The organism is Nocardia australiensis, assembly GCF_020733705.1.
GTDB classification, from domain to species: domain Bacteria; phylum Actinomycetota; class Actinomycetes; order Mycobacteriales; family Mycobacteriaceae; genus Nocardia; species Nocardia australiensis.
In genome coordinates this window covers 241007-261348 of sequence record NZ_JAJFZM010000002.1, presented here as the reverse complement: position 1 = coordinate 261348, position 20342 = coordinate 241007, and the positions used below count along the sequence as shown (strand labels likewise).

The window sequence follows — 20342 nt, the reverse complement described above, 5'->3', positions numbered from 1 at the left end:
CGCCATGAGCACCACTCTGGCGCCAGCCAACGCATGGCCGACCAAGCTGCTCTTCGTGCCGCCGGGACTCATATTCGGCTCGTGGGCAATCCGTATCCCCGACATCGCGCACGCCGCGCACGTCACCACGTCTACAGTCGGCGCGGCGCTCCTCGTTCTCGCCCTCGGCACGCTCCTCGGCATGCCGGCCGCCAGCGCCGCACTGACGAGATTCAACACCAAGCCAGTCGCGGCGACAGTCCTTGCCTGCACCGCCGCGTCTTCCCTACTGCTCGGTGGGGCCGGCAGCGCCGCGACGCTCTTCATCGCGGCCTTCTTACTCGGCATCACCAGCGGCATCTACAGCGTCACAATCAACACGGCCGCCGCACACGCCGAAGATCGGCTCAGTCGGCCGGTTCTCACTGGCTGCTACGCGGCGTACAGCCTGGCCACCCTGGCCGCATCCATAATCGCCGGCCTTGCGGTGGGGGCCGCACTGAACCCCCTAGCCCACCTGCTGGTCGTCAACACCGTTACGCTCGTCGCCCTCGCGGGTGTCTTTCTCATTGATAATGCACCCCGCCCCGACGCCTTCCGGATTCCACGCCCGACCTCGCGAAAAGTATGGGTCGCCGCCGCAATCGGGTTCGCCGCATTGTTCGGTGAAGGGGTCATCACCGACTGGAGCGCGTACTTCCTGCGCGCTGAAATTCTTGGCTCCGCAGATGCGCGGCAGGCGTGGGGATACACCTCATTCGCCATCTGCATGGTCATCGGCCGGTCACTCGGGGCGACCCTCATCGCACGCATTGGCGAGAGACGACTTCTTCTGGCGGCCGTCGTCCTCGGCGTTGTCGGCGGAACGGCAGTAGCCGCATCACCCAACCTGTCGGTCGCCCTCATCGGCTATGCGAGTGCCGGACTGGGTCTTGCCAACCTGTACCCAATGACCATCTCGCTCGCCGCGAGAGCAGCAGCAGCACATCGTCAGGACGCGATCACCTCCGTCTCCTCGATTGGGTACCTCGGCCTGCTCCTAGGGCCCGCCACAGTAGGCCTCTGTAGCTCCGTCATCACCCTGCGCGGAGCTCTCCTGCTGCCACCGCTCATGCTCTGCGCGGTCGCCCTATGCATCGGGACCCTCGTATCTCACCGCCGCCGGTAACTGCGCCGTCGGAGGCGTTCAGTACCTTCAGTCTTGCTCACACGGTCGCACTCATCTGAGTGAACGTCTGAGATCTCGGTGCTGCGATGGCATGGTCGGGACCGATCGAGGTGTCGTGCGGATCTGAAGGTCGGAAGGCCAGGTGAGTGCAGGTCGGCAACGATCTGGGTGCTGGGTAGCGAATTCTGTTGCAACAGAACGGTATTAGTGTCGGCGCGGCACGCCCGGAACATGAAGAACTCCTGGTAGATCAATGGTTGTCGAGACCAGATGCACCAGGAGTTCGTGTGCCAGTTTGCCTACCTGCCTATGTTCGTCGTGCCCGGCCCATATCGGCGCGTCCGCCGATCAGGCACAGTCCTGCCCGGCATATCCATCGTCGTGCACCGACCAGCAGTGGACGGCGCTCGAGCCGTTGCTGCCACCGCCTGGCAACACCACGGGCAGTCTGCGATATCCAACGTGGACGTCTCGCTAGATCTGCTGCTCTGCTGCAGACCGACTGTGGGATGCCCTGAAGGTGGTTGTGTTGTCAGCGCGAAGCGAGAGGCTCGGGTGCTTCGGTGTCTTGTTGAGGGTGGGTAGCGGTGTTCTTCGGGCCGGCGGTGAGGATGAAGAGGAACAGGGCACCTATGACGGCTGTGCCGACCCACATGGCCTGCTGCCAGCCGTCGAGGAACGCCTGCTGCGCGGCGTGGACCACTTGCTGTGCGTGGGAGCCTGCGGTGTTTGCGGTTTCGACGGCATTGGCGATGCCCTCGCGTGCGATATCCGCAGTGTCCGCCGGGATGCCGTCGAGCTTGCCGTCGATGGAGTTGCGATAGCCGCTGGCAACCAGCGCACCGAGCAGGGCGACACCGAGTGCGGTGCCGAACTCGCGGGTGACGTCGTTGAGGGCGGAAGCGACGCCCTGTTTCTCCTGCGGCAGGGAGCTGGTGATGGCCTGTGTGGAGGGCGTCATCGCCAGGCCCATGCCGATGCCCATGGCGATGATGCCGGGCAGGATGGACAGGTAGCCGCCCTCGACGGAGGCGAACCCGGCCATTTGCGCCAGGCCGACGCCGCCCACTGCGATGCCGATCGCCATGGTCGTACGAGCACCGATGCGCTCGGCCAGCTTGGGGGCCAGGCCGGAGGTCATCATCATCGCCACTGCCATGGGCATCTGCGCGAGCGTGGCCAGCAGACCCGACCACCCGAGCACTGCTTGGAAGAACGGGAACAGGACCACCGCGATACCGGCTTGGACACCGAATACCACCAGCAGTGTGATCGAGCCGCCGGTCAGGCCACGCTCACCGAAGAGACGGACATCCAGCAGCGCGGCATCGTGGCGTCGTAGTTCCCACGCCACGAACCCGGCGGTGGCGATGATACCCACGGTGAGACTGATCAGTGTCGCTGGTGCGGTCCAGCCTCGTTCAGGGCCTTCTTGCAGGACGAAGATGAGACCGACGACGGCGACCACGGAGATCAGCGCCCCAACGGTATCGAAGGCGTGGGCCATACGGTCACGGGAGTTGGGCACGGCTTTGAGCGCGGTCGCGAGAGCTGCGATGACCAGCGTCACCGGAAGGACGAACAGCCAGCGCCAGTCGGCGATGTCGACGAGCAGCGCGGACAAGAACATGCCCAGGATGCCGCCGCCTCCGGCGACGCCGGTCCACACGCCGATCGCTTTACCACGCTGTTCTTCAGGGAAGGTCGAGGTGATCACCGCAAGGGTAATGGGCATGATCATCGCCGCGCCGATGCCGGCGAGCACCCGCGCCCCGAGCATGACCTCGGCGTTCGGCGCCAAACCCGCCGCGATATTGGCGACGCCGAAAACGGCCAGGCCAGCGATGAGCATGGGTTTGCGGCCGAGCCGGTCACCGATGGCGCCGAGCGGAAGCAGCAGAGCAGCGAGGGTGAGGGTGTAGATGTTGACGATCCACAGGATCGTGTTCTGCGAGGCGCTGAACTCGACAGCCATCTGGGTCTGGGCGACGTTGAGCCCGGACACCGAGGCGATTACAGCCATCAACGCGATGGAAACCGCGATCAGGATGGTGCGCAGCTGACCTGCATCCGGTGTGCCACCGTCGGTGACGGGGACCGAGGGCACGGGTTGGCTGATATTCATGGGGTTCCTCTCGAAAAGGGCATACCGAAGTCGGTTCCGGGGGCAGCGCCCGGTCAACCGGAGACTGGGCAATCGGTACGGACCCGCGCGACGAATGCGAGCCCGAACTCCTCAGGCCGTGGCCCGCGTCGCGGCCAGGGCCGCGTCGGTGTCCGCAGTGGCGAGCACGGCGTTGATGTGTGCACCGGCCAGTGCGCCGGCCGCTGCGGATGCGCCGACCTGGGCGGTCAGGTCTGTAGCGTTGCCGGCCACCCACACGCCGGGCACATCGGTGGTTCCGGCCATTGCGGAGGAGAACCGGCGGCCCATGTGGTCGGGCAGGTCCTCCATCGGCAACCCGAGTTCTTCCAGACCTGCGGTACGGGCCTGCATGCCGGTGGCAACCGCGAGGACCCGACGGGCGACGACCTGGCCGTCGGTCAACCGGACGCCGGCGAGGGTGCCGTCGACAGCGGTGACGACCTCGGCCACCGGCGTGTCGACGACGGTGATATCGCGGGCGGCGAAACGTGCGCGGGTGTCCTCGTCGAGGTCGGTGCCGCCGGTGAAATAGACCAGGTCCCCGGTGAGCTGGCGGAACAGCAGCGCATGATGGATCGAACCCGGCCCGGTGGCGATGATGCCGATGGGCTCGTCGCGGACCTCCCACCCGTGGCAATACGGGCAGTGCACCACACTGTGGCCCCAGTGCTGCGCCAGGCCAGGGATCTCGGGCAATACATCGCGCAGACCAGTGGCCACCAACAGACGGCGCGCGGTCACCGTGCGGCCGTCGGTCAGCGCGACGGAGAACCGCAGGTCACCGTCGGTAGAGGGGGTGGCAGGAGCGGCGGAAGCCACCGTCGCGTATACGACCCGGCCGCCGTAGTGACGTACCTGCTGCCGCCCTCGCTCGAGCAATTGCGCCGGCGGGGTACCGTCCAGCACGAGAAAGCCGTGCATGGCTTCGGCGGGCGCGTTGCGAGGGTCGCCGCTGTCGATCACGACAACCGAACGACGCGATCGGGCCAACATCAGCGCCCCGTTGAGTCCTGCGGCTCCCCCGCCGATCACCACGACGTCGATCTGGTCGGGCAGTGTGTCGGAGGTATAGGTGAAGGCGGACTCCGCCATATCGCAACCTTTCGTGCCTGGTCCAGCGGTTCTGGACGTCTGCGAGCGACCCTAACCTCACCTTGCAGAGCAGGCATAGAATGTTGCTTATGACGCAAGAAAATGGTGAATTGGACAGCCTCGTACGCAAACGCATCCGCGCTCTACGTGTGGCACAGGGTTGGTCCCTGGAAGAGCTGGCCGCCCGCGCGCATCTGAGCCAGTCCAGCCTCTCCCGCATCGAGAACGGCAAGCGTCGACTCGCGCTCGATCAGCTGGTCACCCTCGCCCGCGCGCTGGACACCACGCTGGATCAGCTGGTGGAGACCGCCGCCGACGATGTCGTCATCAGCCCGATGATCGACGCCGCACGCGGACTCATGCGCTGGTCGATCAAGAGCGAACCGGGTATGAGCGTCATGCGTCAACGCGTGACGCAACCACCACCGGACAATCCCGCGCGCATGCGCGCCCACCCCGGCCGGGAGTGGCTGGTCGTCCTGTCCGGCACCGCGATCCTGATGTTGGGCCACCAGCGCTTCCGGGTCGAGACCAATCAGGCCGCTGAGTTTCCCACCATGCTGCCGCACGCCATCGGTGCCGAAGGCGGTCCGTGTGAAATCCTCGGCATCTTCGACCGCGACGCCCGCCGGGGCCACCAACGCGACGGCGAAGGAGAGCGAAACGACGACTGCGCCTCGAACGGCTCCTGCGCCTGACTGCGGCAGTCACCACTTGCGCATGCGGCACCCTCGATCCTCCACTTCTTGCAGATACCGCAAGAATACTTGCCTATTTGGCATGGAGTTCTAGCGTGGTGGACATGACTCACACGTACTCGAGCCGCACCCACCACGCGTCTGCCCCTGTCTCGAACGACGCCGGCCAGACCGAGATCCTCGATTTGGACGCGGAAGTCCTCGCGGAGTCCACCGCCGCCATCGCCGCATGGCTGCCCCTCCAGGCAGCTCCGCGCTCGGTCGTGGACCTGGGCGCCGGCACCGGCGCCGGCACGTTCACCCTTCTCACGCACTTCCCTGACGCGCATGTCACGGCCGTCGACTCCTCGATCGAACACCTGCGACGACTGCGCAACAAGGCCTGCGCCACGGGGGTACTCGAGCGCGTGGACACCGTCGCGGCAGACCTCGACGCTCCGGACTGGCCCGACCTCGGCGTGCCCGACCTGGTCTGGGCTTCAGCCTCGATGCACCATTTGGCCGACCCCGTTCGGGCGCTGACCAAGGTCCACGACGCACTCGAGCCGGGCGGCCTGTTCGCTGTCGTCGAGCTAGCCGGGCTGCCGCGGTTCCTGCCGGAGACCGCCCCCACCGACCAGCCCGGCCTCGAGGAACGCTGCCACGCCACGACCTCCCACTTCCACGCCGAGCATGTGCCCCATCGTGGCGCCGACTGGGGTCCGATGCTGACCTCCGCAGGATTCGCTATTGAAAGCACACGCACCTTCACGGTCAGCATCGCGGGCTCGCGCAATCCAGGCGTCGGCCGCTACGCGCTCGCCGTCCTGCGGCGGTTACACCACCGCGTCGCCGACACAATTTCTCCCGAGGACCTCGCTGCGCTCGACCGACTGCTCGACACCGACAGCGAACACAGCATCCTTCGCCGCGACGACCTCGTCCTGCGCACCCAGCGCACAGTCTGGGCGGCACGCCGCACCAACTGACGCGTCCACATCAGCAACCCGATATGTCCGGTCCGTGGGAGCCGGTGAAAAGACCATCACACTGAACGGCTGTGCAGGCGGGCCGATCGCTACTCTTCGGTGAACCGTGAGTAGTTTTGTGGCGCCGATGGTTTCGTCGCCAGCTGCAATCACATCTCGGCTGCCACCGACCGGACTGCCTTTCACCCAGACAAATGAACACGTCCAGATCCCTTGCCGCCATGCGCCCCATTCGCAACCCGGTCCAGCGCGCACGCGCATGAACAGCAGGCACCCTCCCGGCTGTCAACAGAGCGGGCGACCGTTGCTCCGGTTGCGGCCCCGACACCTGACCGTCGCTGCCGCGCCCGCGTGTCTCACTCGAACCGCTATCGCCAGTACGGCGTCTCACTCGATCGGCTCCGTCCGAAGGACCACGTGAACTACAGTGCACGTGGGGATTTCGCGCGCATATCAGTGCGGGAAGGGTCGCGTTGGCAGCGATGGCCGAGCAACCATCCGTGAAGATCGACCCATCCCGGTTCGATCTCGGGTTCGTATGCCCGGACGGAAGCGATTACCGGCGACGGGGGCTTGCGCACTGCTGGAACAAGAGGTTCGAGTACGCGCAGCCGGTCCGGGCCTTCGTATCCGTCTTCCATCGTGGCGACCAGGCTGCGCCATTCGGTGTGGAAGGGGAAGGATCGGGAGTCTGTCGCATCTGGTCCGGGCCGCAGCCGCTACCGCCATCCTCGACGGCACCGAGAAAATCGATCTGAAACTGCTGAAATCGGTGGTGATCGACTATCACGCGGAATCGGGCACCAGCCAGCCCGGCGGCTCGGACGCACCACAATGAAGAACAAGCTGCCCGACCCCGTCTGCGAACTGCGCCGAACCGGTGCGGCTCTGCCGCGCGTTGTGGCACCACTGCCCGCGGAGCTGGTCAGCTCCTATATCCACCGCCTGGCCGACGCGAACCTGCTCAACGCCGCAGACCTCCACACCACGATTACCGGGGACCGACGTACCCGCGCCGCACCCCGGATCACAATCCTGGCCCGCCTCAGCAGTTTCCCCGAGAACACCCTGCGCCACGCACTTCCAGAACTCCGCACCGACGACCACGAGAAATGGCCCCTGTCGCGCAAGATCCCGGGTTGCACCCTGTGCGCAACCGCACGCGGAGCCACACGCCCCTTCCGTGTCTGGCAACGCGGACCAGAGGACGTCGTGTGCCGTCGGCACCGCCGGTGGATCGCCGGTGCCGAAGACGGCTGGCGCGACGACGAGCAACTTTCCGTGGCCGACCAGCCCGAGATACTCCAAGCGCACCGCCTACACCTGCGACTGATCCGCAACCACGGCCGGCCGAACACCACTATCGCGTTCAACCAAGCGACCTGGATCCTCGATGAATGGCGCAAGACCGAGGAGTACGACTACTACTCCAGCCTGGGCTTCGAACATCGAATCAGCACATTCCTCGGACCCGACTGGCAACAGCTGACAATAGGTTCGACCGTCACCGTCGCCGCACGCTACCCGCGGCAAGTCGCGCTAACCCGACTTCTGGTGTCCCCCTTCTGGAAAGAACATGCACTCCGCGACCAGCTGCAAGCTGGGCGGCCCCACCCGGAACACAGGCTGCAAGCCGCCACCGCGATAGGCGAGTATCGCCGCACCATCGATATGTGGGGCCCGATTCCGCTCGATCTTGCCCGGGCACTCATGGTGACCTACCTACTGCTCGACGGCCCGCACTTACGAACGTTCCTCGACGAACTCCGGAGGACTGTCGAACCCCGGTACAGGTGGGATCCCATCCCCGCCAAACCCGTCAGAGCAGACCTCCTCGGTGCCGAGAAGTTCGATCCGCTCGTCCAGTGGGTACAGGACGAGATCCACGACCGACTCCATCCCGGACAGCAGCAATGGGAATACCTCGCAGAAGTTCTAGGCTGATAACGCAATTCAAATGAGATGCCGCTGAACACGAAAGATGATGCACCTCAAATGAGACAACGACTCGATCTGCTGTTATCGGAGCAGTCCAAACAAATCGCTCCTGGCAACAGGTGGCTCATTTCAACTGCTCTTCCCAGTTCAGGCGCTCAAGCCGTGGATCATTTGGCATGAGACAGGACATCCTCCGTGGACGGGCTGCGGTTCGTCGTCCCCGTCCGCACCATCAACGCGGCGCCGTCGCCGAAGTACTTCGGGTCCAAGCGGGGCATCACCTGGCTCAACGCCGTCAACGACCAGGTCGCGGGCATCGGGCAGATGGTCGTCCCCGGCACCCCGCGCGACTCCCTGCACATCCTGGACGCGCTGCTGAACCTGGACGGCGGCGTGAAGCCGGAGATGGTGGCCACCGACAACGCCTCCTACTCCGACATGGTGTTCGGCCTGTTCAAGATCCTCGGATACAACTTCAGCCCGCGGTTTCGCGACTTGGACGACCAGCGGTTCTGGCGGGCAACGATGCCCGGCGTCGAGACCGGCACGTACGGCGCGGTGGAGGACTCGGCCCGCAACCGTGTGAACCTGAACAAGGTGATCACGCACTGGCCGGACATGCTGAAGGTCGCCGGTTCCCTGGTCACCAACCAGGCCCGCGCCTACGACCTGCTGCGGATGTTCGGACGCGAGGGCGCCCGACGCCGCTGGGCGCGGCGTTCGCGGAGTACGGGCGGATCGCGAAGACCGAGCACCTGCTGCGTGTGGACGACCCGGTGGACGACACCTACCGCCGTCAGATGAACCGGCAGCTCACCGTGCACCGCCTCCACCCCGGCCGCTGGCGCCCTGCGCCCGCTGCGTGACCCGGACGCGCCGGAACTCGATGAGGACGACGACGGTGAGACGGCGTGAACGTCAGCAAGCGGCATGCCCGCTGATCAGCGGGCATGGTCGGCCTCGATGCCCGCGAGGATGAGGTCGATGCCGACAAGGAATTGCGCGCGGTCGTCGTGATCGAGCCCGTGGTCCGCGACCGCCCGGGTGAAGGGGAACTCCTGCGGGCTGAGCTGCTTCCATATCGCCGCCACGGCGTCCATGTAGACGTCGCGGTCGGCTTCTGGGCCAAGGCTGCGTGCGAGGGCGAGGTTCGCGGCGTTCTGGCCAGCGGCACCGAGGATGTAGTGCATCAGGGCGGAGGTCGCGGTGAACCAGTTGCTCGCGGGAACACCCAGCGCATACACCTGTCGGCCGATGGCCTCGAAGATGCGGGTCGTCACCAGGCCTGCGGGGTTGTGGGAGATCTGGGCTGTCAGCTGGGGGGCCAGCCAGGGGTGCTGCTCGATCGAACGGAAGAGGCCGAGGGCGACGTCGTGTATCCGGCCCGGCAGCCCGGCCTCCGCCTCTTCGCTCAGCGCTGTGGAGACGGCGTGGTCGGTGGCCGCGGCCAGGAGTTCGCTCTTGCCCGCAACATGCCAATAGATCGCGCCGGGACCGGTGGCCAGGCGTTCGCTCAGCGCCCGGAAGGTCAGCCCGCTCTCGCCTGCCGTGTCCAGCAAACCCACTGCGGCCTCGACGATCTGCTCGCGGGTCAGGGGGGCGGGGCGCCGCTCGGGCTTCTTGCGCGTCCGTGGTGTCACGTCTTCCATTTTGACACGGCTGGAATTCCGTTCCATAGTTGCAATGGAACGGAATTCCAGCGATGGCGGCAGGATCACACCGGACGCCCCACCGCGAAAGCAGGAGGAGAAAACCATGGCGCTGCAGGACCAGCCCGCCTACATCATCAAGATGCGCGCCAAGCCTGGGCTCGGCGACAAGCTGTTCGCGCTGGCCACCGAGGGCATGGAGAAGTCGGGGTCCTCCGACCGGTTCATCATCGCCCGTGAGGACGCCGACCCCGACGCGCTGTGGAACATGGAGGTGTTCCGCAGCCGCGAGGCGAAGGACGCCTACGAGAACAGCCCTATCGCCGATGAACTGCGCGACGAGATCATCGGCCTCCTCGCCGAGCCCCCCACGCGGATCGAGGTCCACCCCTACTCCGCCCTGCCCGCCGACCCGGCCTGAGCACGGCGGGGTGCCCGGCAATCCGGCGGGCGCGGCTGCCAGCGCGTCCGATGAACCCGTGCAATCCGGGGGTTCGCGGTGGTCCGAATCCAATCAGATCCGATGGTGATTGCTGACAGGGTTTGACGACAGATAGGGTGCGATCCCCTCCAGCGCCCGAAGTTCCGCGAACTGCTCACCTACGCGCGGCCGGGCGACACCCTGCACATCTCCGAGATGTTCCGCCTCGTACGCGGCACCGGCCACATCCTCGACGTCCTCCACCGCGACCGCCTCGCGCTGCGCATCCACGACAGCGCGTTCTCCGCGATGGACCTCACCGCCCGCCACCCGCGCACCGGGGAGCTGCTGTCCACCGTGAAGTTCATGGTGCAGACCCTCGCCGCCACCGGCGAACTCCAGCGCGACCTCCAGCGGGAACTGACCTACGACGGACTGCGCGCCGCCGAACTGGACGCCGTCGAGCGGACCGCGCTCGACCACAGAATCACCGTACGGCGCGGCCAGGGCTACACCCTGCGCGTCAGTGCCGTACCAGCCGTGCACCGCCAGCTCCTCGCCCGTTGCCAGCCGCTCGACGGCGCCGAGGGCGTCCCGGCGGTCCCTGCCCAGCGCAAGGCCCGCCGGGAGTACGAGAACCGGGTCAGCACACTCACGCCCCGACCATGATCGTTCTCAGCGCCAACCGCTGTACCGATGTTCCCCGAGGCTGTAACCGTTCCCGGCTTGCCTAGCGTCTCGCCACCTACTTTTCTCATCCAACGTGCGATGCCCCACGGACATCGTGGGCGGCGCGGTGTATAGACCATCTGTTCGGCGACAAGCGATCTACCGAGGTGTCACGGCGAAAATGAAGGCAAGGAAGTCAGAACCTCCTTGCCACTCTCAGCGTCCTGACGCCCTGGATCTGATGCAGACTCATTGGATCTGATGCGTTGTTCGTGGGCCCACTACTGACACGAACGTCCGGTAATGCCGAATTGCACGTACTCGTGGTCTCGTTGCCATGAAAGATTCACGTGGGTTGGATGCCGGCGAGGATGATGTCGATGGCTCTGCTCATTGTCACCGTGTCGGTCGGCTGGGAGGCGGAGGCCTGGGCCAGTGCTCGGATGAGGAGGTAGATCTCGTCGACGCTGACCGACGCGCGGACGACGCCGGCTGCGCGGGCTCGGCTGAGAACGGTATCGACCACCGCGCGTAGTTCCTCCGATGCTGTGAGCGCCGAGGCGGGAATCCCGCCATCGGCATCCAGCAGCGTCGCCAGGGCCAGCTTGGTGGCACCCGTTTCGACCATCACCCTGACCAGGGCACACACCGCTTCGAAAGGGTCGCCTGTGTCGGCGGACTCGTTTGCCTGGCGGCGCAATTCGGCGAAGTGCGCTAACAAAGTTGCTTCCAGCAGAGCGGATTTCGTCGGGAAATGCCGAAAAACTGTCGCGATCCCAACCCCGGCGCGCCGGGCGACCTCTTCGGTGGAACCGGTCGCCCCGTGCTCGCCGAAGACCGACTCCGCCGCGGCGAGTATCTGCTTCCGATTGTGCCGCGCGTCATTCCGCACCCCGAACGCCTCCGGATAATCGAATATTGCTCATGGCTATACCGAAGTCTACACTCCGGTAGCGTAAGTGGAGTCAACACTTCGTTTAGGAGTTCTCATGCCTAACCCGAACACACCGGCCGATCTCGTTCGGGCCGTCACCGTCGGTGTCGGCCACCTGGTCAGCGGGGGTCTCGACGATCAGCAACGGGCAGTGCTGTTGGACGAGCTGTCCGGCTACTACGGCGAACGCACGGACGTTCGCCACCCGTTCAGCCCGCTGGGTGACACACCGCTGCGTACTCGGCGCGAGTTGTATGACCACTTCGCCGCAATACCGAAACGCGCCGCTGGCGAGATCGATTTCGCACCATCTGACATGACTGCTCACCAGACCGCCGATCCAGAAGTGGTAATCGCGGAGTTCAGCTACCGCGGTTCGGTCGCGGGCCGGCCATTCGAGTTGCCCTGCATCTTCGTGGTCCGCGTGCGCGACGGTGAGATCGTCGAGTCCCGCGACTACGCCCATCACATCGAAAACGCGCGTGTTTTCGGCAGGCTCGGTGACCTGGCTGCCGCCCTCGCCGACCAGACCGCACACTCCTGACCGTGTTCGGCACAGCGCCACACGAGAACGGCACCAGCGCGAACGTCGCCGATCGATTGTCGGGTGGTGCCGGAGAACCCTTTGTCGATGAAGATCCGCTCAGCCGAAGTCCGTGACATTTCAGCCCGGTTGGAAGAACTCGAGCAATCTCCGGCTGGCGTCCGGCGACATCAGCAATTCCTGCATGTCCACGGACATTCGGGCGGCAGCGCTGGTGCGTTCGAACATCTCGCGTTCGTATTCTTTGACGGCGGCGGGAAAGTTGTCCGGGTGCGCGGCTAGTGCGAGACCGAGCAGGGCGCCGTCGAGCAGCGCCATGTTGGCGCCCTCCCCACCGGCGGCATCAAGTGCGCGGCATCGCCGAGCAGCGTGACGCCTGGTGTCGACGGCCAGGTCAGGCCGACCGGGAGGGTGGTGATCGACCGTGGCAGGACCGTGTCGTCGCAGGCTGCGATCAGTGCGGTGAACTGTGAGTCCCAGCCGGTGAGCTCCTCGATCAGCCGCGCCCGGGCAGCGGCCGGGTCATCGAACGGGATTCCACTGGTGGCGAACCAGTCCGGCTGGCCGACGCGGACGGCCTGGCAGCGGTGTCGCTGCGCAAGGTCGCCGCCGCGCTGGAGGTCGGGCCGATGCGGCTGTATGGCTACATCGCCACCAAGGAGGAGTTGCTCGACCTGATGGTCGATGCGATCTATGCCCAGATCCGGCCGGCCGGAGACGGCTGGCGAGAGGTACTGCGCTCCCTTGCCGAAACCACCCGGCAGGCCGCTCATGAGCACGAATGGCTCGCTGACCTTATCGGTGGGCGGCCCCAGTTCGGGCCGCACGCGCTTGCCAGGGGGGAGGCTGTGGTGGCCGCAATGGCCGGCGTCGACGTAGACACCGTCATGCCGGTGGTCGACGCGGTCAACGCATACGTGATCGGCGCGGTGCGCCGGGAGATCACCGAGCGGCGCGCCGAGCGGGCCACCGGGATAGACGAACAGCAGTGGCAGGCCGCTTTCGGGCCTTATCTGGAGCGGACGTTCGCAACCGGCCGATTCCCCGCGCTGTCCACGGTCATACGCGATGGCGCCCACCTGGACGCCGACCAAACCTTCCGCACCGGCCTGGACTTCCTCCTCGACGGCATCCAAGCCAGCATCTCGAGCTGACGCGCGGCCCGAGGAACCAGCCGAGCGCTGCCCGTGCACCAGCGCAGCGTCGCCTGCACGGTGCGCTGATACGTCGGCCCCGACGACTTGAACTCGGCGACCAGATCGTGCAGCGTCGCCTGCGACGCCACCGGAAAGACGGTGTCGCGCACCAGCTTGTCGCCCGCGTCGACAGTGGCCTCGGCGACTTTGAAGAGCAGGTTCTCCTTGCCCGGTGACCCGCGTGAACTCCTTGATCACAGCTCGGAAACCGAAGGTGGAGTACACAACTCCGGAGTCCCGGCCGCAAAGTAGCGGCCGGGCACCGGCCGGACCATAGTCGGTGCCCAGCTGCTCGAGACTGTCAGAGTCCCCCGGCCCGGAGATCCTCGCAGCACCCGGCCTCCAGACGTGACCACTGGGCGGTGGGACGTCCGCCGGTCCGAAGCGTGTTCTCGCCGGTGTCTCCCCACAGTCGCGGCCAGCCCGCGGGTGAGTCCTCCCAGGACTCCTGCCGGCCGTAGATCGTCATATCCGACATTGTGTAGCTGTTGTCCATGACCTCGACCCCGCGCCGCGTCGTCCAATACGTCTCGAACACCCGATCGCCGCGTCGCAGATAGCACGCCAGGAGGAACGGCGAGCGACCGGCCATCAGTGCGTCACGGGAGTCGTGGATCGAGTACCAGGGGATATCCCAGCCCATGAAGTCGCGGTAGCGGCGGCTCTCCTCGTACGGGCCTTGGCAGAACGTGGCGTAGGTGATGTCGCGTGAATGCAGATAGGACAGCTCGCGAACCTGAGAGGTGTAGAACGTGCAGCCCTGGCATTGGTCGGCGGCGGGCTGGCCGGTATGCCACATGAAGAAGTAGGCGATCAGCTGGCTGCGGCCCTCGAATACCTCGAGCAATGTGACCGGCCCGTTCGGCCCGATCACCGCAACGGCCGGATCCACCTCCACCATGGGGAGCCGTCGCCGGGCGGCCGCGAGCGCATCGCCTTCGCGGGTATGGGCCTTTTCCTGAATCCGCAGCGCGTCTATCTCGGCCTGCCAGGTGGCACGGTCGACGACCGTGGGTGCGGGCACGGACGATTCGATGGTCATCGGACTTCTCCTTCGTTTCGGTGGACTTTCGCCTCACCGACGAAGGAAGCTGCCCGGGATCGACATCGGCGGTCGGAAGATCCTAATGAGTATTAGTGGGTCCGCGTGATCGATGGATCAGGCAGACTCGCTAGTGGTAGCGACCGGCGGGTGAGCACATGTGGAGCCTGGACTTCGAGTCCTGATCTGAGATGGTGCCCCCGCCGGTTCGCCGGGAGAAGGAGATCGCTGATGGGATGTCGTGCCCACCGCCGGCCGGTGTGAGCACTGATTCATTAGGTCGCCGACATTCTCCCGCGCGCTGCCGGAACTGGTTGTCCGACAACGACGAACGGGGAGCTGTGGTGCTGCTGGTCGGTGACGACTGGGCATCGGATCATCACGATGTCGAACTGATGGACGAGACCGGGAAACGGCTCGCCAAAGCCCGTCTGCCCGAAGGGATCACCGGGATCACCCGGTTGCACGCGATGATCGGTGAGTACCTCGGCGACGACGAGGACACCGAAGTACGGATCGGTATCGAAACCGATCGCGGCCCCTGGGTCGCGGCGTTGATCGCGGCCGGCTACACCGTGTACGCGGTGAACCCGCTGCAAGCCGCGAGGTTTCGGGAACGCCGCAGCGTGTCCGGTGCGAAGTCCGATGCCGCCGACGCGCACTCGCTGGCCGACATGGTTCGCACCGACGCCCACCAACTGCGGGTCGTCGCCGGTGACAGCGTCGACGCGCAGGCGGTGAAGGTAGTTGCCCGGATGCACAAGACGATGATCTGGGAACGCACCCGTCATACTCAGCGACTCAAACACGCTCTGCGGGAGTACTTCCCGGCTGCGATCGAGGCGTTCGACGACCTTGATGCCCCCGACTCCCTGGAACTGCTCGGCAAGGCCCCCGACCCGCAGACTGCTGCCCGCCTGTCGATCAACCAGGTCAAAGCGGCGTTGAAACGCGCCGGCCGCCGCGGTGACCTCGACGCGAGAGCCGCAGCGATCCGGGCGGTCCTGCGTAGTGAGCAGTTGGGCCGGGCCCCGGTGATCACCGCCGCTTACGCGGCGGGAACCAGAGCCACGATAGCGGTGCTGATGACCCTCGACGCGCAGGTGAAAGCCCTGCACAGCGAGGTCGAGGCCCATTTTGGGCGGCACCCGGACGCTGAGATCATCGGGTCCCAGCCGGGACTGGGCATGATTCTCGGGGCCCGGGTGCTCGCCGAGTTCGGAGACGACCACGCCCGCTACGCGACCGCGAAATCGCGGAAGAACTACGCCGCGACGTCCCCGATCACCCGTGCGTCGGGGAAGTCGAAGGTCGTGGTTGCCCGGTTCGTGCACCAGGACCGCCTCGTCGATGCGCTGCTCACGCAGGCGTTCTGCGCCCTGAAGGCGTCGCCGGGCGCCCGCGCCTACTACGACAAGCAGCGAGCCCGGGGCCTCAACCACAGTGCCGCACTGCGGCATGTCGCCAACCGGCTCGTCGGCATCCTCCACGGCTGCTTGAAAACCCGGACGCTCTACAACGAGACCACCGCCTGGGCGGCCCATTGTCAAGCCGCTGCGACAGCGGCTTGACAATCTAAAAGCTGGGATGTCTCAGAGTTCGCGCAGGCGGTTGGTCAGGTATCTGCGCTCGGCCTCTGTCGGCACCAGCCGCAGGGCTTCGCCATAGGCTGCCTCGGCTTCGGCCCTTCGGCCGGCGCGCCGAAGCAGGTCGGCCCGGGTCGCGGGCAGCAGGTGGTACCCGTCGAGGCGGCCCGATACGGTCAGGTCGTCGACGAGCGCCAAACCGGCCGGAATTCCGTCGGCCATCGCGACTGCCACCGCACGGTTGAGGTCCACGACCGGTGAGGGTGCCAACCGTGTCAGCTCGGCGTACAGTCTGGCGATTTGCGGCCAGTCCGTGTTCGCCGCGTCGGGTGCGGTGGCATGGCACGCGGCGATCGCGGCCTGCACCTGATAGGGCCCGGCACGTCGCAACGCCAGCGCCTCGTCGAGCTTCACCACTCCCTCATCGATCAGCACGCGGTCCCACCGGGACCGATCCTGGTTCTCGAGTGGCACCAACACACCGGCGTCGGTCCGGGTCGCACGCCGGGCCTCATGCAGCAGCATCAGAGCGAGTAGTCCGCACGGCTCGGGTTCGTGTGGCATCAGCCCGACCAGGATCCGGGTCGAACGGATCCCCTCGGCCGTCAGTGCCCGTCGCGCATCGGCATCGTCGTAGCCCTCGTTGAAGATCAGATAGAGCACCGCGAGAACGGCGGCCAGCCGCCGCGGCAGGAGTTCGGCGGGTGGGACCCGATAGGGGATGCCGGCCTCCTTGATCTTCCGCTTCGCGCGTACCAGACGTTGCGCCATCGCCGGCTCGGCGGTCAAAAAGACCCTGGCTATTTCTGCTGTGGACAGCCCGGCCAGCGTGCGCAGGGTCAGCGCCACCCGGGCCGGGAACGGCAGGGCCGGATGACAGCATGTGAAGATCAGCCGCAGTCGCTCGTCGGGAACATCGCCGACCGGCAGGATGTCGAAGTCGCGCGCCAGCACGGCGAGTTCGCGCAGTTTGGCGGCGCCCGCGGCCTCGCGGCGTAATCGATCGATCGCACGGTTGCGAGCCGTCGTTGTCAGCCAGGCGCCCGGCCGGTGTGGGATGCCAGTGCGCGGCCAGCTCACCAGTGCGGCGGCGAACGCGTCTTGCGCGCAGTCCTCGGCCACATCCCAATCCCCCGTCAACCCGATGAGGGTTGCCACGACCTGGCCCCATTCGTCCCGGTAGGCCGCCTCGACCGCCGCCCGGATCGACTCGGCGGGCGCGGTCATTCCCAGAGGGGACGGATTTCGACCCCGCCCCAGCGCGCGTAGGGATGACCGGCAGCGATGTCGATCGCTTCGTCCAGGTTCGCGCACTCGACGATCACGAAACCGCCGACGAAATCCTTGGTCTCGGCGAACGGCCCGTCCGAAACCAGGGTCTCCCCCGCCCGAACGCGGACCGTGGTCGCATCCACCACCGGACGCAAACGAGCACCGGTAACCATGCCGCCACGCCGTTCCAGGTCTGCCCGCCACGCCTGGTGCACCGGGTCCGCTTCGAGCTCCTCATTGGTCGGCGAGACAGTCTCGTCGTCACAGATCAGCAGCACGTATTTCATCTGATGAATTCTGCCCGACCCGGTGGTGAGGGTACAGACACGACGATCATTCGATTCCGGCGAAACGAGTGAACAGGCGTGCGAACTCCGCGCGTTCGCGCGGAGTCCAAGATGCGACGCGTTCGGCCACCATCGCCCGGCGGCCAGCATGCGCGGCAGCGGGCAGTCGGCAACCGGCACTCCAGCCTGTCCACGTTGCTATGCTCCGGCTTCACGGGCACCCGAATGTGCTGCGCTGCAATCGTTCACACGGTTGACTGTCGATATGACAGCTTCAGACCGACAGTAAGATCCGGCTTCCTCCATTCCACCCCTGCGACGCCGTCCCCGCGCGAACTGATCGTGGGCACCCAGACCACCGAGACAGCGCTCGGCGATATCGCATTGAACCTGAGCCGCGACAGCGGGGCGCAGGTGTCGCAGCTGCTGCCGCCCGGCGCGCGGCCGGTGCGGATCTTCGGTCCTGGCAACCGGTTACAACAGCGCCGCTGTGCACGTCGATCGACCGATGACCGCGACGGCCGGCGATGGTGGTAAGGCCGACACCCGGTCCGCGCAGGTCGATATCGAGTGGACGCACGACCACGGCCTTGCCAGGATCAGCCGATGACTCCAGATCACCAGCCTCCGTCGGTCACGCTGGTCGCGTTGCCCGGCGAAACGATCCATTCTCTTGCCGCCGGTGACCTCACCGCCGCCAACGCGACCGCGCCGGTGCTGTTGCCGCCGTTCTTCGTGGGGCCGGAGTGCATCAGGGTGTGGCAGATGCGCGCCAAGCAGATCGCGGCGGACCCAGGCGATCTCGACTGGATCACCCGCGCCGTGGTGGACGCGCGGGATGGCGTCGTCGTGGGCTGCGCCGGCTACCACGGCCCGCCCGACTCGGAGGGCATGGTGGAGATCGGCTACGCCATCGATCCCTTGTGGCGGCGCAGCGGTTACGCCAGGGCCGCATTGGAAGCACTACTGGAACGTGCCGGCCGGGAACAGTCGGTGCGGACGGTGCGCGCCACCATCCGGCCTGACAATCTCGCTTCCCGGCGGCTGATCGCCGGGTACGGCTTCGCCGAGGTGGGCGAGCAGTGGGATGACGAGGACGGCCTCGAAACGATCTTCGAAGCCGCCGCTGCCGGCTAGTTGTAGTCCGCCGCCGTTCGAGTACCCCGCCGCGGCGCCGCATCTCGGTACGGTGTTCCATCGCCGCAGCCAACATCGACGACGGAACCCAGTGCGCCCCACAGGTAGTCGGCGGCAACAGCGACGCGTCTGCCACCAGCCGGGCTCTCATCATGGACATCGGGGTGACCAGGTCGGCAGCTGTCCACAGACTTCCACGACAACCGCCACGCGACGATCGCCACCGACCGAACCTTCGCGACCGGTCCCGCGGCACGCATGCGAACTCGACGTCGGGCCTATCGGTCACAACCACAAATCTCCGCCGCGCCGGGTACGGTATCTCGCGATGAGCGCATCCCCGGACTCCGCTGCCACCGATATCGCCGTGCCGGATGTGGTACGCACCGAATTACGGCGAGGTGTGCGCAGCGTGCTGGTCGATACCGTCGCGCTGCGGCTGGTGCGTGAGCGATTCGACGATGAACAGGCGGGGGCACTGGCCCGGTACCTGGAAGCGTCACAGTCGCCGAATACAGTGCGCGCGTATCGATCCGACTGGATCGCATGGTCGGCGTGGTGTTCGGCGGAAGCACGGCAGGCGCTGCCGGCGGACGCTTTGGATGTGGCGGTCTATCTCGCCGCAGCGGCGGATGCTCGAAAACCGTCCGGCGAGTGGGCATTCGGGCCTGCCACGCTCGAACGCAAGAGTGCGGCGATCGCGGCGGTCCACGCGGCCAACGGATTACCGTCTCCCACGCGGTCGGACGTGGTGCGGCTGACCTTGCGTGGTATCCGACGCACTCGCCGCAGTGTGCCCAAACGTAAACGGCCCGTGCTGTTGCACACTCTCGAACAGCTGCTCGACGGATTGCCGCCGCCGGGATGGCCGAACGAACCCGCGCGCCGCCGCGATCGATTGATCCTGCTGGTCGGCTTCGCAGGGGCCTTGCGGCGCAGTGAGATCGCGGGATTGCGGATCGGCGACGTGCGCGTCGACATCGATCACGGCACCGGTGAACCGATATTGCTGCTCCAACTCCCCTCCACGAAGACCGACCCCACCGGCGCCGCCGGCCAGCGAGTGGCGCTGCCGCGCGGTAGCCGTCCGCAGACCTGCCCGGTCTGCGCGTTCGCCGACTGGATCGCTTTGCGCGAAAGGCATTGCGGCGGAGGGATTGCCGAACTACGCAGCTGGATCGAAGACCACCGCGGACAGATATCGACCGAGATCCATCGCTGCCACGGATTTACCGGCGACACTCGCGCGGCACCGGACGCTCCCCTGTTCCCCTCGGTTACGCGCCACGGCGGACTGGGTGACACCACCATTTCCGGCCGTGCCGTGGCGGAACTGGTGAAACGATATGCCGCCCGCGCCGGGCTCGACCCCACGCTGTTCTCCGGGCATTCGCTGCGTGCCGGGTTCGCCACCCAGGCCGCGCTGGGCGGCGCCAGCGACCGCGAAATCATGCGGCAGGGACGCTGGTCGAATCCACGCACGGTGCACGGTTACATCCGCACCGCGAATCCCCTCGAGGACAACGCGGTAACCAAGCTCGGCTTGTAAGCGCCCCTACAGTCCCTCGAAGGGATACGGGGGTTGCCCGTGTGGCAGCGGCGGAGTCGGCATGTCG

Annotated in this window: 19 protein-coding genes and 1 pseudogene; 12 read left to right on the top strand and 8 right to left on the bottom strand. The window is 66.3% G+C overall.

Annotation, left to right across the window (positions count from 1 at the left end; all coding sequences use genetic code 11):
* Nucleotides 1-4: 4 nt before the first annotated feature.
* On the top strand, nucleotides 5-1147 hold the full coding sequence (locus tag LKE06_RS15955) for an MFS transporter (protein ID WP_227999779.1): 1143 nt from the start codon (nucleotides 5-7) through the stop codon (nucleotides 1145-1147).
* Between the two features lie 532 nt (nucleotides 1148-1679).
* Here LKE06_RS15955 and LKE06_RS15950 read toward each other — a convergent pair.
* Nucleotides 1680-3272: an MFS transporter gene (locus LKE06_RS15950; RefSeq protein WP_227999778.1), complete on the bottom strand. Its 1593-nt coding sequence runs from the start codon at nucleotides 3270-3272 to the stop codon at nucleotides 1680-1682.
* Nucleotides 3273-3383: 111 nt separating this feature from the next.
* Nucleotides 3384-4385 carry an NAD(P)/FAD-dependent oxidoreductase gene (locus tag LKE06_RS15945; RefSeq protein WP_227999777.1) on the bottom strand — a complete coding sequence of 334 codons (1002 nt, stop codon included), beginning with the start codon at nucleotides 4383-4385 and terminating at the stop codon, nucleotides 3384-3386.
* A gap of 89 nt (nucleotides 4386-4474) precedes the next feature.
* On the opposite strand from LKE06_RS15945, the gene LKE06_RS15940 reads away from it, so the two are divergent.
* The 4 genes and pseudogenes from LKE06_RS15940 to LKE06_RS15925 form a co-directional block, all read left to right on the top strand.
* The gene (locus LKE06_RS15940; protein ID WP_227999776.1) at nucleotides 4475-5083 is read left to right on the top strand and encodes a helix-turn-helix domain-containing protein; all 609 of its coding nucleotides are present in this window, start codon (nucleotides 4475-4477) and stop codon (nucleotides 5081-5083) included.
* A 104-nt stretch (nucleotides 5084-5187) separates the two neighbouring features.
* Nucleotides 5188-6051, top strand: a complete 864-nt coding sequence (locus LKE06_RS15935; RefSeq protein ID WP_227999772.1) for a class I SAM-dependent methyltransferase — start codon at nucleotides 5188-5190, stop codon at nucleotides 6049-6051.
* 834 nt (nucleotides 6052-6885) lie between these two features.
* Nucleotides 6886-7995 carry a TniQ family protein gene (locus tag LKE06_RS15930; RefSeq protein ID WP_227999770.1) on the top strand — a complete coding sequence of 370 codons (1110 nt, stop codon included), beginning with the start codon at nucleotides 6886-6888 and terminating at the stop codon, nucleotides 7993-7995.
* A 183-nt stretch (nucleotides 7996-8178) separates the two neighbouring features.
* Nucleotides 8179-8819: pseudogene (locus LKE06_RS15925) on the top strand (Tn3 family transposase); the annotation flags it as partial.
* Nucleotides 8820-8930: 111 nt separating this feature from the next.
* On the opposite strand, the gene LKE06_RS15920 reads toward LKE06_RS15925, so the two are convergent.
* Nucleotides 8931-9638 (bottom strand): TetR/AcrR family transcriptional regulator, encoded by a 708-nt coding sequence (locus tag LKE06_RS15920; RefSeq protein ID WP_228000639.1) that lies wholly within the window; start codon nucleotides 9636-9638, stop codon nucleotides 8931-8933.
* A 34-nt stretch (nucleotides 9639-9672) separates the two neighbouring features.
* Here LKE06_RS15920 and LKE06_RS15915 point away from each other — a divergent pair, with 34 nt between their 5' ends.
* Together LKE06_RS15915 and LKE06_RS15910 are read left to right on the top strand one after the other, a co-directional pair.
* Nucleotides 9673-10059, top strand: a complete 387-nt coding sequence (locus LKE06_RS15915; protein ID WP_227999769.1) for a putative quinol monooxygenase — start codon at nucleotides 9673-9675, stop codon at nucleotides 10057-10059.
* Nucleotides 10060-10191: 132 nt separating this feature from the next.
* Entirely contained in the window at nucleotides 10192-10728 is a 537-nt protein-coding gene (locus LKE06_RS15910; RefSeq protein WP_228000638.1) for a recombinase family protein, read from the top strand.
* A 346-nt stretch (nucleotides 10729-11074) separates the two neighbouring features.
* Here the strand turns inward: LKE06_RS15910 and LKE06_RS15905 are convergent, their stop codons facing one another.
* Nucleotides 11075-11620: a TetR/AcrR family transcriptional regulator gene (locus LKE06_RS15905; RefSeq protein ID WP_227999767.1), complete on the bottom strand. Its 546-nt coding sequence runs from the start codon at nucleotides 11618-11620 to the stop codon at nucleotides 11075-11077.
* Between the two features lie 97 nt (nucleotides 11621-11717).
* Here LKE06_RS15905 and LKE06_RS15900 point away from each other — a divergent pair, with 97 nt between their 5' ends.
* On the top strand, nucleotides 11718-12206 hold the full coding sequence (locus LKE06_RS15900) for a nuclear transport factor 2 family protein (RefSeq protein WP_227999765.1): 489 nt from the start codon (nucleotides 11718-11720) through the stop codon (nucleotides 12204-12206).
* Nucleotides 12207-12326: 120 nt separating this feature from the next.
* Here the strand turns inward: LKE06_RS15900 and LKE06_RS15895 are convergent, their stop codons facing one another.
* Nucleotides 12327-12524: a hypothetical protein gene (locus LKE06_RS15895; RefSeq protein ID WP_227999763.1), complete on the bottom strand. Its 198-nt coding sequence runs from the start codon at nucleotides 12522-12524 to the stop codon at nucleotides 12327-12329.
* A 269-nt stretch (nucleotides 12525-12793) separates the two neighbouring features.
* Here LKE06_RS15895 and LKE06_RS15890 point away from each other — a divergent pair, with 269 nt between their 5' ends.
* A complete protein-coding gene (locus LKE06_RS15890; RefSeq protein WP_227999762.1) occupies nucleotides 12794-13360 on the top strand; it encodes a TetR/AcrR family transcriptional regulator C-terminal domain-containing protein in 567 nt (188 codons plus the stop codon).
* 343 nt (nucleotides 13361-13703) lie between these two features.
* Here the strand turns inward: LKE06_RS15890 and LKE06_RS15885 are convergent, their stop codons facing one another.
* The gene (locus LKE06_RS15885; protein WP_227999760.1) at nucleotides 13704-14444 is read right to left on the bottom strand and encodes a DUF899 family protein; all 741 of its coding nucleotides are present in this window, start codon (nucleotides 14442-14444) and stop codon (nucleotides 13704-13706) included.
* A gap of 344 nt (nucleotides 14445-14788) precedes the next feature.
* On the opposite strand from LKE06_RS15885, the gene LKE06_RS15880 reads away from it, so the two are divergent.
* Complete coding sequence (locus tag LKE06_RS15880; protein WP_227999440.1) at nucleotides 14789-16015, top strand: IS110 family RNA-guided transposase; 1227 nt, start codon at nucleotides 14789-14791, stop codon at nucleotides 16013-16015.
* A 21-nt stretch (nucleotides 16016-16036) separates the two neighbouring features.
* On the opposite strand, the gene LKE06_RS15875 is transcribed toward LKE06_RS15880, so the two are convergent.
* Both LKE06_RS15875 and LKE06_RS15870 read right to left on the bottom strand, forming a co-directional pair.
* On the bottom strand, nucleotides 16037-17257 hold the full coding sequence (locus LKE06_RS15875; RefSeq protein WP_227999758.1) for an RNA polymerase sigma factor: 1221 nt from the start codon (nucleotides 17255-17257) through the stop codon (nucleotides 16037-16039).
* On the bottom strand, nucleotides 17254-17589 hold the full coding sequence (locus LKE06_RS15870) for a YciI family protein (RefSeq protein WP_227999756.1): 336 nt from the start codon (nucleotides 17587-17589) through the stop codon (nucleotides 17254-17256). Before LKE06_RS15870 ends, LKE06_RS15875 begins: the two co-directional genes overlap by 4 nt.
* Before the next feature lie 606 nt (nucleotides 17590-18195).
* Between LKE06_RS15870 and LKE06_RS15865 the strand changes: the two genes are divergently transcribed.
* Both LKE06_RS15865 and LKE06_RS15860 read left to right on the top strand, forming a co-directional pair.
* Nucleotides 18196-18726 (top strand): GNAT family N-acetyltransferase, encoded by a 531-nt coding sequence (locus tag LKE06_RS15865; protein WP_227999754.1) that lies wholly within the window; start codon nucleotides 18196-18198, stop codon nucleotides 18724-18726.
* 328 nt (nucleotides 18727-19054) lie between these two features.
* Nucleotides 19055-20275, top strand: a complete 1221-nt coding sequence (locus LKE06_RS15860; protein ID WP_227999752.1) for a site-specific integrase — start codon at nucleotides 19055-19057, stop codon at nucleotides 20273-20275.
* Nucleotides 20276-20342 lie beyond the last annotated feature (67 nt).

Coding starts and splice junctions, on each gene's coding strand:
- LKE06_RS15955 (WP_227999779.1), top strand. CDS start 5: ATGAGCACCACTCTGGCGCCAGCCAACGCATGGCCGACCAAGCTGCTC.
- LKE06_RS15950 (WP_227999778.1), bottom strand. CDS start 3,272: ATGAATATCAGCCAACCCGTGCCCTCGGTCCCCGTCACCGACGGTGGC.
- LKE06_RS15945 (WP_227999777.1), bottom strand. CDS start 4,385: ATGGCGGAGTCCGCCTTCACCTATACCTCCGACACACTGCCCGACCAG.
- LKE06_RS15940 (WP_227999776.1), top strand. CDS start 4,475: ATGACGCAAGAAAATGGTGAATTGGACAGCCTCGTACGCAAACGCATC.
- LKE06_RS15935 (WP_227999772.1), top strand. CDS start 5,188: ATGACTCACACGTACTCGAGCCGCACCCACCACGCGTCTGCCCCTGTC.
- LKE06_RS15930 (WP_227999770.1), top strand. CDS start 6,886: ATGAAGAACAAGCTGCCCGACCCCGTCTGCGAACTGCGCCGAACCGGT.
- LKE06_RS15920 (WP_228000639.1), bottom strand. CDS start 9,638: ATGGAAGACGTGACACCACGGACGCGCAAGAAGCCCGAGCGGCGCCCC.
- LKE06_RS15915 (WP_227999769.1), top strand. CDS start 9,673: ATGGAACGGAATTCCAGCGATGGCGGCAGGATCACACCGGACGCCCCA.
- LKE06_RS15900 (WP_227999765.1), top strand. CDS start 11,718: ATGCCTAACCCGAACACACCGGCCGATCTCGTTCGGGCCGTCACCGTC.
- LKE06_RS15895 (WP_227999763.1), bottom strand. CDS start 12,524: ATGGCGCTGCTCGACGGCGCCCTGCTCGGTCTCGCACTAGCCGCGCAC.
- LKE06_RS15885 (WP_227999760.1), bottom strand. CDS start 14,444: ATGACCATCGAATCGTCCGTGCCCGCACCCACGGTCGTCGACCGTGCC.
- LKE06_RS15875 (WP_227999758.1), bottom strand. CDS start 17,257: ATGACCGCGCCCGCCGAGTCGATCCGGGCGGCGGTCGAGGCGGCCTAC.
- LKE06_RS15870 (WP_227999756.1), bottom strand. CDS start 17,589: ATGAAATACGTGCTGCTGATCTGTGACGACGAGACTGTCTCGCCGACC.
- LKE06_RS15865 (WP_227999754.1), top strand. CDS start 18,196: ATGACTCCAGATCACCAGCCTCCGTCGGTCACGCTGGTCGCGTTGCCC.
- LKE06_RS15860 (WP_227999752.1), top strand. CDS start 19,055: ATGAGCGCATCCCCGGACTCCGCTGCCACCGATATCGCCGTGCCGGAT.